Source organism: Nitrospina sp. P1_D6 (genome assembly GCF_052156615.1).
Classification (GTDB): domain Bacteria; phylum Nitrospinota; class Nitrospinia; order Nitrospinales; family Nitrospinaceae; genus Nitrospina.
On the sequence record NZ_JBQKUN010000003.1, the window covers coordinates 68413 to 81577 of the forward strand.

Here is a 13165-nt window from a genome sequence, read left to right on the forward strand (position 1 = left end):
GGGAAGTTCGGGCTGTTCAACACGCCCACATATTAATGGAAAGCCGGGAGGCGTACAAGGCGGCAGCACACGGGCGGGACCTCCTTTTTTAAAAAGATGGAAGCGGCCCGGATCACTGCCCTCCGGTGATCATCTCCGAGATGTCGCGCACCCGCACCTTCTCGTTCAGGTTCTTCGCCTTGAGCGCGTCTTCCAGCATCAGCACGCAGAACGGGCAGGAGACGGCGATGGTTTCCGGTTCGGTCTGCATGAGCTCGTCGACGCGGTTGTGGCTGACGCGCGTTCCGGTGTTTTCCTCGAGCAGGAAGCGTCCGCCGCCGGCACCGCAACAGGTGCCGCGCTCGCGGCTGGTCTCCACCTCCATCAGCGCCCCCTCCGGGACCGCCTGTTCGATCACCTTTCTAGGCGCTTCGTATTCCTTGTTATGGCGGCCCATGTAGCACGAGTCGTGGTACACGACCTTGTCGTCCGCTTTCTCCAGTTTCAGTTTGCCGTTCTGCACCAGGTCGGCGAGCAGTTGCGAATGGTGGATGACCTCCAGGTGCACGCCGTATTCCGGGTATTCGTTCTTGAACGAGTTGAAACAGTGCGGGCAGTGCGTGATGACCTTCACCACCCCTTCCTCTTTGAACGTCTCCGCGTTCTGCGTGGCCAGCATGTCGAACAGGTACTCGTTACCCAGCCGCCGGGCCGGGTCGCCGGTGCACCCTTCGCGGTTGCCGAGGATGGAGAAATCGACGCCCGCCGCCTGCAATGTTTTCACCACCGACGCCGCCACCTTTTTGCCGCGGTTGTCGAACGCGCCGTTGCACCCGGGAAAGTACAGGTACTCGGTGGGGTTGTTCTTGTCCCATTCCTTCACGCTCAGGTCCTTCGCCCAGTCGGCGCGGCTGGTGCCGGGGAAGCCCCATGGGTTGCTGTGCGACTCCAGCGACTTGAAGGCGTCATTGAGTTCCTTCGGGAAGCGCGATTCCATCAGCACCATGCCCTGGCGGAGATCGATCATCTTGTTGACGTACTCGATCATCACCGGGCACTCCTCCTCGCACGCGCCGCAGGTGGTGCACGACCACACCGTTTCATCGAGGATCACCCCGCCCATCACCGCCGGACCTTCCGCAAGGTCCGCCTTCAACAACTCCGGCGTGCGCGCGTTCAGGTGGTCGCGCAGGTCGATGGTGAACTGTTTCGGCGACAGCGGTTTCTGGCTGTTGAGCGCCGGGCAGAACACATCGCAGCGGCCGCACTCGGTGCAGGTGTGCAGGTCCAGCAGTTTCTTCCACGAAAACTCCTCGATGACATTGACGCCGAACGACTCGCGGTCCTCATCCTCGAAATCCATGCGGTGCAAGTTGGTGCCCGCATCCAGGTTGGAGAAATACACGTTGGGGATGGAGGTGATGACGTGAAAGTGTTTCGAGCGCGGCAGGAGGTCGAGGAAGAACAGGATCGCCACGATGTGCGTCCAGAAACCCGCCGCCTGAATGGGGATCAGCGATGCGCGGTCCATGCCGCCCAGGCCCGCCTGCGCGAGGAGCCCGCCCAGCCAGGCCCACGGCGTCGCCTCCTCCGGCACGAGGACCTGCCGCGCGCCTTCATAGACCATGTCCGACAGCATGATGAGCAGGATGAGCACGAGGATGAGGATGCCTTCGCCGGACAGGTTGAGCCGTTTCGGTTTCACCACCAGCCTCCGGTAGAGAGCGTACAGGCAGGCCGCCGTCACCAGCACCACGAACCCGTCCTTCACCGCGTAGTACAACCCGCGGGGAGCATCGAGAAATGCCGGGGCTTCCATCAAGGGAAAGAACCCGATGAGAAAAAATTCGGCGGCTCGCAGGAGCAGGACGAGGAATCCCCAGAAAATGAGCGCATGCATCCAGCCCGCGCCCCGGTCCTTGAACATCTTCGACTGCGCGATGGCGATCTTCAGCGTCTGGAACAGACGGTCGAGCGGACGGTCGAAGCGGTTTTCCGGTTGCGCCCGGCGGAGCGCCTGCCATTTCGGCCAGATTGCATAAAGGAATACAGCAAGAGATACGAGCGTGAGCGAGGCCAGCACCCAGGGGTGCCAGGCGGGAGCGATGCCTCCCGGAGTGATGGGGTCCATAAGAGCGATCAGGTGTAAGGTTGAGAAAAAAGAACGCCCTGAGAGGCGTGTTTGAAGGGGCCGGAAAATTCACCAGAGTCCCTTGATGAAACAGGCCGAATTCCCATAACTTCTTGTGAAATCAGCAATTTTCCGACCCGAAACCCGTTTGCCCCGTGCCCACCGTGTGTTATATTGAAACTATATCAAACGGTGCAAGGGGAGAACGTTGGCAACCTTTAATAAGGAGCATTTTCGCATGCTCTCGAATACGGCTCCATTCAAGAATGCATTATACCTGATCGGCCTCACCGCGTGCATCGGTTGGGTCTCCCCGGCGCAGGCCTTTCCCGTTGACGACGCCTTCCCCCTGCCGCAGGAAAAACCCAGGACTTACGTTCACGAACACCCGCGAAGCCGCGTGCCCATGGGCCAGTACCCGTCCCTGAACCCGAACCTGAGCGGCGACATCAACGACCCGCACCCGTTCCCGGACTACATGAAACGGTTCATCGGGGAGCATAAAATACCGAAATACTATTATGAATTGATCCAGCTTCCGCCGCAGGACCAGGTGCAGAGCAAGGTTTTCAACCCCGTGCTGTTTTCCCGGCTCCGGCGCATCGGCGTGGTGCATTTTGAAAACAAGATCCCCGTCAACGAACGCGACCCCGATGCCGGCAAGTTTCTGGCAGGACAGGTGACCACCGAACTCGAAACCCTGTCCAAACTCAATGTCATACCTCCCCAAAAAATGGTGGATGAGTTTTACCTGCAAATCACCCATCCCGGGCGGGTTCTACCGCCTGTTTCCGGCAAGGGACCCAAAGATTCCAAAAGCGGCCCTGAAAATTCCCAACCGGGATATGATTTGCCGTATGCTGGTGATAAAATGGATGCTGTTCTAATCGGTGCGGTCACCCGTTTCAGCAACCAGTATGAAGACCGTCACGGAAAGAAAAAAGAAAGCCTCGCCGCGTCGGTCGAATTCGGCGCATTCCTGATCAGTACCGAAACGGGGGAAGTCATCTGGGCCGCCCGGTATGTCGGCACCCAGCGCCCCAAATTGGGAAACCTGTTTAAAGGCCAGATACGCTGGCTGAGCAAACAGGAGTTTTCGCAGGAAGCCATCAAGAAAACTTTCGAGGCGTTTGACGTGTTCAATACCAATAAACCCGGTAGAAACATTAAATAGATAGAAGAATCATGAGCGAACCATTCAACACCCCTGTCCAGGAAAATGAGCCGGTCAGCCCGGAGGCCCGGAAAAAACACAAATTGTGGCGCAACCTGTTCATCCTGAATCTTTGCGTCACGCTGTTACTGATCGGCATCTGGTGGCTTCCGGTCAAATTCGCCGAAATCAACAAAACCATGGACGAGCCGAGCATGGAAGCGACCAAGAAAAAAGGTCCGGCGAACGTGGGCGGCACGTTGAAAACCGAAGTGATTCCGGAAAGCCACCTGCTGAAATCCCGCGTGGTGGTGGTGGACGCTCGCGACGAACAGACCTGGCGGTATTACGATTTTTCGCGCGGGGGCCCGGTGGAAATCCATGACCGGTCCTCCCTCGAATGGGATCTCGCCTTTCGCCGCGGCAAGATCATCTCCAATAGCGGAATGACCAACAAGATCGGCAAGGCGGGCCTGATGGACATGGGTGAAGTGAGCTACGACGCCGTTGAAGAGGTGCCGTTGGACCGCGAATTCATCCAGGACAAGGCCACCCAAACCGAACCCGAAAACCCGGTGCTTGCACAATGGTACAAGTACAACTACATCACGCATAAGCTGACCGCGCGCAAGAACATTTACATCCTGCGTACTGCGGAGGGCAACTACGCCAAGATTCAGTTTCAGAACTTTTACTGTGCGGACAAACAGCCGGGGTGCATCCAGATGAAGTACGCCTACCAGCCGAACGGTTCCCCCAATTTCCTGAAGAATTCCGGATCCTTTTCCACCACTTCCGTGCTGGAAACGCCGAAAATGTAAAAACCGGTTCCGGCGGAACGGAAAATTGGCAATATCACCGGAAAATGTATTAGAATTGAAGTTTTCGCGGAAACGCCCCCGCATCCCGCGGAACCCCGGCCATGCGCCCTTCCGCCCAGTCGCGGACCGGATTGTTGAACAATTGCATCGAAACGCAGGAGACCCGCTCAATGCCAAGCTTGAAAGGAATTCTTTTCAACCAGTTCGCCAGCGAAGGCGTCAACCAGTTGATTGAAGAGTTGCAGAAAAAGTACAAACCCAAAAAGGGACGCCGCTTCAACCATGCGGACATCACTTACGAAATCAGCCGCCCCAGTTTGCAGGACAACCAGCTCGGTTTCGAAATCAGTTCCAAAATCCCGCAGGATGAAGTTAAAGACGAAAAAGCAATGGAAGTGTATTTTGACAAGATTAAAAGCATCCTGAACAACGACGAGAAAAAACCGGTTTCTGTTGAACGTGAAAATATCGTGTGGGATTCCAAAAAGGAAACCGAAAAGGAACGCGACTACGTGAAGTGCCAGTACACGTATCCATTGGAAGATTTGTACAAAAACGATGAAATCATCAAGCGGTACGAGGCGTTGCAATCCGGATCGGGAGAATCCCTGCCTGAAATTCCCGGGGTTTTTACCGTGCAGGGCAAACTGGCCCTCATCATGGTCCAGGAGACCATCCAGGATTATGTCCGCAGCAACATCCAGACCCTGATCGACGCCAACCAGAAGGTTCGGAGCGGCCTGAAAGGTTAACGCCGCATGAATCCGTTTCTGTATTATCTCGGCCGGTCCCTGCAGATTGTGGGACTGGCCATCATCACCTACGTGGTGTTCAAGTTTTTTCAACCCGTGGGCATGGAATTCCTGCTTTACTATTCAATTGCCGGAGTGGCCATGTTCTACGGAGGCACCCTGCTCCTCGAAAAAAATCAGTAACCACCCTTTTCGCAGGCCATCATGAAGGAAACTCTGGCAAAACCCGGATTCCTGATCGCTACCAGTACCCTGGGGGCCGACCTCAGTTACCTGCTCGCGGTCATCTTCACCGTCATGTTCCTTTTTGCCTGGTGGCAGGCCAAAAAAGGCGACGGCACCCGGCATCACAAGCTCATTCTCGTTTCGATGGTGTCGATGGTGGTTTACTTCATCGGCTACTACTACACCCGTTCGCTCGGCGTGTTATCGCTGGAGGGCAAGGAAGGGTTCGGCGGACCGGAGAGCATTTACAACAACGTGTTCATTCCCATTCTCACCACGCACCTGGTGCTGGTGACTCTGGGGCTGATTCTGACCCCCTACATGATCATCGAGGGCTTCCGCGCGTCGAAAAAAGTGGACGGGAAATGGACTTTGCAGACCGGGGTACTGAAGGCGAACCCGGCACGCTTCAAACGGATTTACATCTGGCTGCTGACCATCTGGGCGGGTTTGCAGGTCGTATTGATGGCGGCAGGCAAATCAATCGGCTCGATGATCGCCTACTTCCTCATCTTCCTCACCATCGCGCTGGTCATCAGCGTTGAAAAGCTGATCGAAAAACTGCTGCCGGAGGGGGACCGCCGTCACCGTATCCTGGGCCGGGGCACCATGGTGCTGTTCGCGCTGATCCTGGTGACGAGCACCGCCACCTACCTTTTGCTGTACGTGTTTTACCCCGTGCGGGCGGCCTAGGGTGGATGCTCTAACCCCTTTCGACACAAGGGCCTGAAGAGGCTTCAGGGAAGGCAAAAAAGGGCTTTTTTACCCTTGACACCCGTCTGATCCGGTGATATCTTTCGCTGGATCAAATGACTTCGAAGTACATCAGCAGCAAGTACACGGCGAATAAAACGTTAACACCCAAGCCGATAGCAACGATCGCGTTAAAGATTTTTCCGTCTTTTCCGGTAAACATAAGAAAGTCGTTTGATCAAAAAATTAGGTGAAATTAAGATTGCGTAAGGTACCATTCGCCTGTTTAAGGTGTCAAGGTTTTTAGCATACAGTTTCGGTTTTTAACTTTGTTGAAGAAGGGAAAAGGGAACCCATGGACATTCAAAAACTCAAAGAAAAAGCGGGTCCTTGGATTTACGTCGTTACCGTGATCTTCAGTTTGTGGTTTTTCTACTGGTTCGCTTCGGTTTGGCGCTAAGCCCCACACCGGCCCATGGATTAACTTTCTAACCAGTATATTTGGAGCATTGATAAATGGAAGAGACGCAAGAAGAAAAGAAACGGTGGATCACCCCCAAGTCGATCATCCACTTCCTGATTGCCTTCGTCCTCATGGCTGGCTACTACTACCTCATCAACGTAGCCCTCATGAAGGTACAGGGATTGGAATTCCACTACCTGTGGGTTTCCGGTAGCGGTGGCGGCGGCGGACATTAATCCCCGTCCCCTGTTTTACCCATTTCCCGTTCAATCATTGTTGTATAAAAAATGACAAGCCCCCGGCTTGTCATTTTTTTATTTAAGCGCATTCCCGTGTCCTCAAAAAGTTTCATACCCTCGGACCCCGGCACCCGCAAGTTCAAAGGCGAACCGGGGTGCCGCGTGTACCTCATCCGCCACGGCGAGGTGGCCAACGCCCACCTCATCTGCATGAACGGCCATTACGACGTTGAATTGTCGAACAAGGGCGAACAGCAGATGCAGGAAGTCGCAGAAGCGCTCCGTCCGCTCCCGCTCAAAGCCGTCTATTCCAGCGACCTCACACGCACCTTTACCGGCGCACGTCTCATCGCGGAAAAACACAACCTGGAGCCTGTCACCTTTCCCGACCTGCGTGAGTTGTCTTTCGGTAAATGGGAGGGCATGTCGGTCAAGGAACTCACCGAAAAGTTTCCGGGAGAGATGGAAAAACGCATCAAGAACACGGAGCTGTTCCGTGCCGACGAGGGCGAAACCTTCGATGAACTGGCCGCGCGCGTCGTGCCCCGCTACAACGCCATCGTCGAGCAACACCCGAACGACGTCATCGCCATCATGAGTCACGGCGGCGTCAACCGCACCATCCTGAGCCACCTTCTGGGCATTCCCACTGCCCACCTGTTCCGTTTCGCGCAGGAATACGCCGCCATCAACGTCATCCAGTATTACACCGACCAGGTCGTGGTCGAGTTGATGAACGGCTCCACCCGCGAAATCGCCTCCTGCCTGCCATGAAACCGTTCCTTCTCCGCGTTGAAAACGCCACGGTGTACCGTGGCGACAACGAGGTGCTGAAGGAAATCCACTGGACCCACCACGAGGGCGAAAACTGGGCCGTGGTGGGCAACAACGGGTGTGGCAAAACCACTCTCATGAAACTGCTGTTCGGCGAGATCCTGCCTCTCGACGGTGGACAGGTTTACTGGTTCAACAGCAAAACGTGGCACGGCCTGTTCGAAATCCGCGAACGCGTCGGCTTCGTCTCCGCCGAATTCCAGAGGCAGTACGACCAGAACGTGACCGCTCTGGAAGTGGTGGAGTCGGGGTTCTTTTCCAGTATCGGGTTGTGGGAGGACGTGCGCGCCGCGCAAACGCAGAAGGCCGAGGCGGAAATGGACCACCTCGGTATCCTGCATCTGGCACCCCGGCGGTTTCTGCAGTTGTCTTATGGGGAGGCCCGCCGCGTGCTCCTGGCGAGGGCGCTGGTGAACCGGCCGGACCTGTTGGTGCTGGACGAACCCTGCGCGGGGCTCGACATCCCGACACGCGAATTGTTTCTCGACACCCTCTCCCGGCGCATTCGCAACCGGAGTCTCATCTACGTGACCCACCACATCGAGGAAATTCTCCCCGCCATCACGCACGTCCTTTTGCTTAAACACGGACGCGTCTTCGCGCAGGGCAAAAAGGAGGACATCCTGACCAGTGAGGCCTTTTCGGAAGCGTTGGAATGCCGGGTGAGTGTGCAGGAAAACGGCGGGCGGTTCTGGATCACGGGATGCCAACCGACACGTAAAAAATAAAGCGCGGGTTACCGGTAACGGCCCAGCAGGTCATTGATGCGGATGCGAATGGCGTCTTTCAGCATCTTCGACGAATCCTGCAGGATGCGCACGCGGGAATCCTCAGAGTTATGCCATTCGACGGGAAGCTCCAGCACGTTCAAACCCGCCTTCTTCGCCAGAAACAGCATCTCCACATCGAAACAGAAATGATCGATCCGCATTTTCTGAAACAACTGTCCGCCCGAACTTCGGCGGAAGGCCTTGAACCCGCACTGGGTATCGACGAAATCGTCGATCACCAGAAACCGGATGATCCTGTTGAAGATGCGCCCCATGCCCTGCCGGTACCAGGCCTGTCTTTTGACCACGTTGGAATCCGGAAGCGAACGCGAACCGATCACCACATCGCACCCCGCCTCCAGGTGCGGCAGGAACCGGTCCCACTCCCGGATCGGTGTGGAGAGGTCCGCGTCGGAAATCAGCACAAACTCCCCCGCTGCCTCCAGCACGCCTCGCCGCACGGAATACCCCTTGCCGCGGTTGCCGTCGTTTTTAAGCACCACGCATTCTTCCGCCGTCATGTAGCGGGCCGGAACCTCCACCGTGCGGTCGGTGCTGCCGTCATCCACGATCAGCACCTGCCAGCGGTACTCCTTGGTTTTCAGGAACGCGGTCACTTTTTCGAGAGTGGAACCCAGGCGGTTTTCCTCGTTCAGGCACGGGATGACCACGGACAAAAACGGATCGGCAGGCATGAATGGCTCACAGGAGGGATGAATAAAACAAATTCATATTCCAGATAAAACGCCGTTCATTAAACACCAAATGCGGCGGGAAATCCATCCCCCGGCCAAAATATCCCCTTTTCCACAATCAGGTTCCATGCCACCCCCGGATCGGGATGAACGATATCCATGCAACGGCTTGTCAACATTCCCGGAATTGGTATAGAATCGTCCGGTTGACCCAATGGGACAAGGAGACCTTCGTGCGAAACGCCCTCTGGATTGTGCTGGCAGGCCTGTGGTTGTGGACGGTTCCCGTTCCCGGCCACGCGGATGACGCCCGCGACTGGTGGATGCAGGGCAACCAGCTCAGCCAGGCCGGCAAATGGGAGGAGGCCGTGGAAGCGTACCACCAGGCCATCCAGATCAACCCGGATGCCACCGGGCCGTTCTTCAACCTGGGTCTCGCCTACAAGGCCATCGGGAAATACGATCGCGCCGCCGCGGCATTTGAACGGGCGCGGCAACTGGAGCCGGGGAACATGGAAGTGCGTCTCAGGCTGGGCAACATCTACAACCTGATGGAGAAGTGGGACCAGGCGATCGAACATCTCAACCTGGTCGTCCACCGCGTTCCGGACAATGCCGAGGCGCACGGCAACCTGGGCTGGGCGCTGCTGAATTATTCAAAAGGACCGCAGTTCAAACTGCTGGTTCTGCAAAACCTGGAAAAAGCCGTGCACCTGTTCGACCAACAGGGCCTGCACCAGGCCGCCCGCGCCACACGGGAAACCCTGGACGGGGCCCGCAAACAATTCGGTTACGAATAATATTACCGTTGATTCACGAGGATCGCTCATGCTGGATACTCAAAACTCACAACTCGAGGCACCCATGACGCTGGAAGTCAAAGCCGAAGTCACCCGCAACCCGGACCTGGTGACGTTTCGTTTGAACAAGACCCTGATTCCGCCGGGAACCGGCCAGTCGTTTTCCGGCCCGGAATACGCGAAAGACCATCCCCTCGCCAACGCCCTGTTTCAGATTCGCGGCGTCAAAAGCGTCTGGATTCTGGGAAACGATGTTCAGGTGACGAAGGACGAGAAAGTGCGCTGGGGCACCATCACCTCCCGCATCATCGAAACGATCAAGCGCATCGAAGGCTGACCCCGCCGCGCTGTTTCATTCCGGACGGAAAAATTCCTTCAGGACGCGAACCATGTCCGCGTGGTCGTGCGCACCCGCCATCTCGCGCACGGAATGCATGGAGAGCATGGGGTTGCCCACGTCCACGGTTCGGATGCCCAGGTTCGCCGCGGTGATGGGGCCGATGGTGCTGCCGCAGGCGAGGTCCGACCGCATCACGAATTTCTGTACCGCCACCTTCGCTTGCCTGCAAATCCATTCGAAGCGCGCGCTCGTTTCACCGTCGGTGGCGTACCGCTGACCCGCGTTGGATTTGATCACCGGGCCGCGGTTGAGAAGAGGCATGTGACGGATGTCGTGCTGGTCGGCGTAATTGGGATGCACCGCGTGCGCCATGTCCGCGGAGATAAACAGCGACTTCGCCATCGCGCGCAGAAAGGCCTCACGCGGCTGCTTCGACTGCATGGCCAGCCTCTCCAGCGTGTCTTTCAAAAACGGCGAGCCGCCGCCCTGCGCGGTTTCGCTCCCCACTTCTTCATTGTCATAAAACACCACCAGCCGTGTGGCGGCGTCTTTTTTAGGAGCGTCCCCAAGGGCCGTCAACGCCGCATGGCAGGAAGCCAGGTTGTCCAGACGCGGCGCGAACAGGAATTCCTCCTCCGCCCCGGCGAACGAAGAGGGTTGGGTATCGAACAGCATGAGGTCCTGGCTCACGATCTCCTCCGGCTTGCACTTCACCGCCTTCGACACCAATTGCCTCAACACGTTTTCCGTGACCTGCGATTTTTCCGCCATCATGAAAACGGGCGGCAGGTGGCTCTGCTTGTTCAGCACCAGTCCCTGATCGTTGACGTTGCGGTTGAGGTGGATGGCCAATTGCGGGATGCGCAAAAGAGGCCGATCGAACCGCACCAGGCGCGCCTCCGGCAATCCCTGTTTGCGCAGCACCATCACCCGCCCGGCGAGTGACAGGTCGCGGTCGGTCCACGTGGTCAACAGCACGCCGCCGTACACCTCCACACCCAGCTGACCGTATCCGTTTTTCTCGTAGGCAGGATGGGGTTTGAGGCGCAGGTTGGGGCTGTCCGTATGCACGCCGACGATTTTGAATCCCGCCTCCTCCGGCGGCCGCGTGCCCGTCACGAAGGCCACGATGGAGGTGCCGTTCCGAACGACATAGTGACGCGCGGCCGGCTTCAGGCTCCAGGCGTCCTCCTCCTTCAATTCCGTAAAACCCCTTGCCTGCAGCCGACTCACGGTTTCGGCGACGGCATGGTAGGGCGTCGGGCTGGCATCGATGTATTCCAACAGCGCTTCAGCCAGCGGCCGGTGGGGACTTGCAGATGCTTTCATGAGTGTTTCCTGTCAATCAAAGTGCATGAAAAAACCGAACCGATATGGTACCCGCAATCGAGGACCATTCAAACCGTTTTCGAAAAGCGGCGAAATCCTCCCTCCTCCGTACCGATCCCTGCACCAAAAGGCGCAGTGAACCCGGCAAAAATTGTGATCCCCCCGGACATTTTCAACTCATTTTTTTTAAATAAGTTACACAATAGATACCGCAACCGGGGCTTGCCGGAACCCGGCGAAGCGAACCGGCTCAAAATCTTCTGTTTCCTCCCGGGCCCCTGTTCCATTATGCTATCAAAGGTTTGGGAGCCTATTACGAAGCCCGATTATGAGGAGGAGCGACTGATGGGTGATGTGGTTGACGCAAAATTTGGAACCCCGCTGACACCGAAGCTGCTTAAATTCGATCCGGCCAACCCCGATCCGGAATACCACGCGGACATTTTCAGCGAACTGTTCAAAAGTTTTCCCCAGTACAAGGCGCACGTCGCCGCCTATGTCGAAAGGAATTACTGCACAGTCATCAATGACGAAGACCACCCCACGCCGGAGCACGTGCTCAAATTCCTCAAAGAGGACGAAGTGCGCTGGCTGAACGAGTGGATCCAGACACGCGGTCCGCAGTTCGCCAAAAAACCGTCCCGGTGACGGCAACCACCCAATCCAGGCAAGACGTTTTTAAATTTAAGGGAAATCGTTCTTTGACCTGAGGCGGGACCGTCACTTGACGGCGATGCTGATATCGGCGATCTTCGCCGCCTGTAAAATGCCCATCACCTCCACCACCTTGCCGTAAGCCAGCGCCTTGTCGGCGCGGATGAGCGCCTGCTGGCCGGCCGGCGATTCGATCGCTTCCACTTTCGTTTCCAGTTCCTTGACAGTGATGGGTTTGCCGTTCAGGAACATTTCTTCCCCGCTCGTCATCTCGATTTCCAGACGCTCGCGTTCTTTCAGTTCACTGGACTTTTTAGAAGTGGGCAGGTCGATCTGCAACTGGCGGGGGAAGTCCACAAACGCGGTGGACACCATGAAAAAAATCAGAAGAAGAAACACCACGTCCACGAGAGGCGTGAGTTCCAGCGAATAGTTTTCTTCTTCCTCGCGTTTGAAATACATCGGTCAGGCCCGGAACGGCTGGGATTTGGTGGGCGGTTTGCCTTCACCTTCCTTGCGTTGTTTGTCCTGGTTCTTTTTCATTGCTTCAAAGGACAACTCTTCCACCAGTTGGAACGACACCTCTTCCATCTCGAACACGAAGCGCTCGATACGCCCGCGGAAATAATGGTACAACGCCAGCGCCGGAATGCCGACCATCATGCCTGCAGCGGTGGTGATGAGCGCTTCCGAAATGCCGCTCGCCACCAGGCCCGGATCGCCCGTGCCGCTTTGCGAGATGACGTTGAACGCTTTGATCATGCCGAATACCGTGCCCAGCAGGCCCAGCATGGGCGTGATGTTGGCCACCGCTCCCAGCACGCGCAGGTTGGAGGTGAGCAGCGCCGCTTCGTGCTGGCCCGCGCCTTCAATGGCGCGTTCGATTTCATCCACCTTGCCGCCGAAGCGCAACAGTCCCGCTTTCAAGATACGCGCGAGCGAGGTGTCGTAGCCATGGCACAACTGGAGACCCAGCTGAATGTCGCGCCAGTTCCAGTGGTCGCGTATTTTTTTGAGAAAGTCAGGGTTGATGATGTGCTTGCGCCGCAGGTTGTACATGCGCTCAATGGCAATGCCCACCATCAGGATGGAGCAGAAAATGATGGGGTACATCATGAATCCGCCCTTTTCGATGATGGACAAAAAGTCCCAGTCCGCGGTACTGGCGGGTTTCGACTGCGCCCATGAATTCGATGTGAAAAGAAAATTTATTGTGAAAGCGGCCAGAATGGCGCGGAAACCGGGCGGAAAACTTTGGGGAAAACGGGTGGCTCTGGCAGGAGGCAT

The 13165-nt window shown here is 56.7% G+C and carries 16 protein-coding genes; 11 read left to right on the top strand and 5 right to left on the bottom strand.

The features are described from left to right. Positions 1-112 precede the first annotated feature (112 nt). The gene (locus tag ACTRXA_RS06500) at positions 113-2110 is read right to left on the bottom strand and encodes a (Fe-S)-binding protein (RefSeq protein WP_442426400.1); all 1998 of its coding nucleotides are present in this window, start codon (positions 2108-2110) and stop codon (positions 113-115) included. 238 nt (positions 2111-2348) lie between these two features. Here ACTRXA_RS06500 and ACTRXA_RS06505 point away from each other — a divergent pair, with 238 nt between their 5' ends. From ACTRXA_RS06505 to ACTRXA_RS06540, 8 genes are all read left to right on the top strand, one after another. After that, on the top strand, positions 2349-3284 hold the full coding sequence (locus ACTRXA_RS06505) for a hypothetical protein (protein ID WP_442426401.1): 936 nt from the start codon (positions 2349-2351) through the stop codon (positions 3282-3284). Between the two features lie 11 nt (positions 3285-3295). Continuing rightward, a complete protein-coding gene (locus ACTRXA_RS06510; RefSeq protein ID WP_442426402.1) occupies positions 3296-4084 on the top strand; it encodes an HmuY family protein in 789 nt (262 codons plus the stop codon). A 170-nt stretch (positions 4085-4254) separates the two neighbouring features. Beyond that, positions 4255-4836, top strand: coding sequence for a hypothetical protein (locus ACTRXA_RS06515; protein WP_442426403.1), 582 nt, complete (start codon positions 4255-4257; stop codon positions 4834-4836). A gap of 6 nt (positions 4837-4842) precedes the next feature. Then, on the top strand, positions 4843-5019 hold the full coding sequence (locus ACTRXA_RS06520; RefSeq protein ID WP_005009069.1) for a hypothetical protein: 177 nt from the start codon (positions 4843-4845) through the stop codon (positions 5017-5019). A 21-nt stretch (positions 5020-5040) separates the two neighbouring features. Continuing rightward, positions 5041-5754: a DUF420 domain-containing protein gene (locus tag ACTRXA_RS06525; protein WP_442426404.1), complete on the top strand. Its 714-nt coding sequence runs from the start codon at positions 5041-5043 to the stop codon at positions 5752-5754. Positions 5755-6270: 516 nt separating this feature from the next. After that, the gene (locus ACTRXA_RS06530) at positions 6271-6453 is read left to right on the top strand and encodes a hypothetical protein (RefSeq protein WP_442426405.1); all 183 of its coding nucleotides are present in this window, start codon (positions 6271-6273) and stop codon (positions 6451-6453) included. A gap of 96 nt (positions 6454-6549) precedes the next feature. Further along, positions 6550-7230: an alpha-ribazole phosphatase gene (cobC, locus tag ACTRXA_RS06535; RefSeq protein WP_442426406.1), complete on the top strand. Its 681-nt coding sequence runs from the start codon at positions 6550-6552 to the stop codon at positions 7228-7230. After that, entirely contained in the window at positions 7227-8018 is a 792-nt protein-coding gene (locus tag ACTRXA_RS06540) for an ABC transporter ATP-binding protein (protein ID WP_442426407.1), read from the top strand. The genes cobC and ACTRXA_RS06540 overlap by 4 nt, the downstream gene beginning before the upstream one ends. Before the next feature lie 8 nt (positions 8019-8026). Here the strand turns inward: ACTRXA_RS06540 and ACTRXA_RS06545 are convergent, their stop codons facing one another. Next, complete coding sequence (locus ACTRXA_RS06545) at positions 8027-8755, bottom strand: dolichyl-phosphate beta-glucosyltransferase (RefSeq protein ID WP_442426408.1); 729 nt, start codon at positions 8753-8755, stop codon at positions 8027-8029. 233 nt (positions 8756-8988) lie between these two features. Here ACTRXA_RS06545 and ACTRXA_RS06550 point away from each other — a divergent pair, with 233 nt between their 5' ends. Together ACTRXA_RS06550 and ACTRXA_RS06555 are read left to right on the top strand one after the other, a co-directional pair. Next, the gene (locus tag ACTRXA_RS06550) at positions 8989-9555 is read left to right on the top strand and encodes a tetratricopeptide repeat protein (RefSeq protein WP_442426409.1); all 567 of its coding nucleotides are present in this window, start codon (positions 8989-8991) and stop codon (positions 9553-9555) included. A 28-nt stretch (positions 9556-9583) separates the two neighbouring features. Next, positions 9584-9892 carry a NifU N-terminal domain-containing protein gene (locus tag ACTRXA_RS06555; RefSeq protein WP_442426410.1) on the top strand — a complete coding sequence of 103 codons (309 nt, stop codon included), beginning with the start codon at positions 9584-9586 and terminating at the stop codon, positions 9890-9892. 15 nt (positions 9893-9907) lie between these two features. Here the strand turns inward: ACTRXA_RS06555 and ACTRXA_RS06560 are convergent, their stop codons facing one another. Beyond that, complete coding sequence (locus tag ACTRXA_RS06560; protein WP_442426411.1) at positions 9908-11224, bottom strand: M18 family aminopeptidase; 1317 nt, start codon at positions 11222-11224, stop codon at positions 9908-9910. A gap of 345 nt (positions 11225-11569) precedes the next feature. Between ACTRXA_RS06560 and ACTRXA_RS06565 the strand changes: the two genes are divergently transcribed. Next, positions 11570-11872, top strand: coding sequence for a hypothetical protein (locus tag ACTRXA_RS06565; RefSeq protein ID WP_442426412.1), 303 nt, complete (start codon positions 11570-11572; stop codon positions 11870-11872). Between the two features lie 72 nt (positions 11873-11944). On the opposite strand, the gene ACTRXA_RS06570 is transcribed toward ACTRXA_RS06565, so the two are convergent. Further along, positions 11945-12340, bottom strand: coding sequence for an ExbD/TolR family protein (locus ACTRXA_RS06570; protein ID WP_442426413.1), 396 nt, complete (start codon positions 12338-12340; stop codon positions 11945-11947). Positions 12341-12343: 3 nt separating this feature from the next. After that, positions 12344-13021, bottom strand: coding sequence for a MotA/TolQ/ExbB proton channel family protein (locus ACTRXA_RS06575; protein WP_244875010.1), 678 nt, complete (start codon positions 13019-13021; stop codon positions 12344-12346). Between the last annotated feature and the right edge of the window lie 144 nt (positions 13022-13165).

Coding starts and splice junctions, on each gene's coding strand:
- ACTRXA_RS06500 (WP_442426400.1), bottom strand. CDS start 2,110: ATGGACCCCATCACTCCGGGAGGCATCGCTCCCGCCTGGCACCCCTGG.
- ACTRXA_RS06505 (WP_442426401.1), top strand. CDS start 2,349: ATGCTCTCGAATACGGCTCCATTCAAGAATGCATTATACCTGATCGGC.
- ACTRXA_RS06510 (WP_442426402.1), top strand. CDS start 3,296: ATGAGCGAACCATTCAACACCCCTGTCCAGGAAAATGAGCCGGTCAGC.
- ACTRXA_RS06515 (WP_442426403.1), top strand. CDS start 4,255: ATGCCAAGCTTGAAAGGAATTCTTTTCAACCAGTTCGCCAGCGAAGGC.
- ACTRXA_RS06520 (WP_005009069.1), top strand. CDS start 4,843: ATGAATCCGTTTCTGTATTATCTCGGCCGGTCCCTGCAGATTGTGGGA.
- ACTRXA_RS06525 (WP_442426404.1), top strand. CDS start 5,041: ATGAAGGAAACTCTGGCAAAACCCGGATTCCTGATCGCTACCAGTACC.
- ACTRXA_RS06530 (WP_442426405.1), top strand. CDS start 6,271: ATGGAAGAGACGCAAGAAGAAAAGAAACGGTGGATCACCCCCAAGTCG.
- ACTRXA_RS06540 (WP_442426407.1), top strand. CDS start 7,227: ATGAAACCGTTCCTTCTCCGCGTTGAAAACGCCACGGTGTACCGTGGC.
- ACTRXA_RS06545 (WP_442426408.1), bottom strand. CDS start 8,755: ATGCCTGCCGATCCGTTTTTGTCCGTGGTCATCCCGTGCCTGAACGAG.
- ACTRXA_RS06555 (WP_442426410.1), top strand. CDS start 9,584: ATGCTGGATACTCAAAACTCACAACTCGAGGCACCCATGACGCTGGAA.
- ACTRXA_RS06560 (WP_442426411.1), bottom strand. CDS start 11,224: ATGAAAGCATCTGCAAGTCCCCACCGGCCGCTGGCTGAAGCGCTGTTG.
- ACTRXA_RS06565 (WP_442426412.1), top strand. CDS start 11,570: ATGGGTGATGTGGTTGACGCAAAATTTGGAACCCCGCTGACACCGAAG.
- ACTRXA_RS06570 (WP_442426413.1), bottom strand. CDS start 12,340: ATGTATTTCAAACGCGAGGAAGAAGAAAACTATTCGCTGGAACTCACG.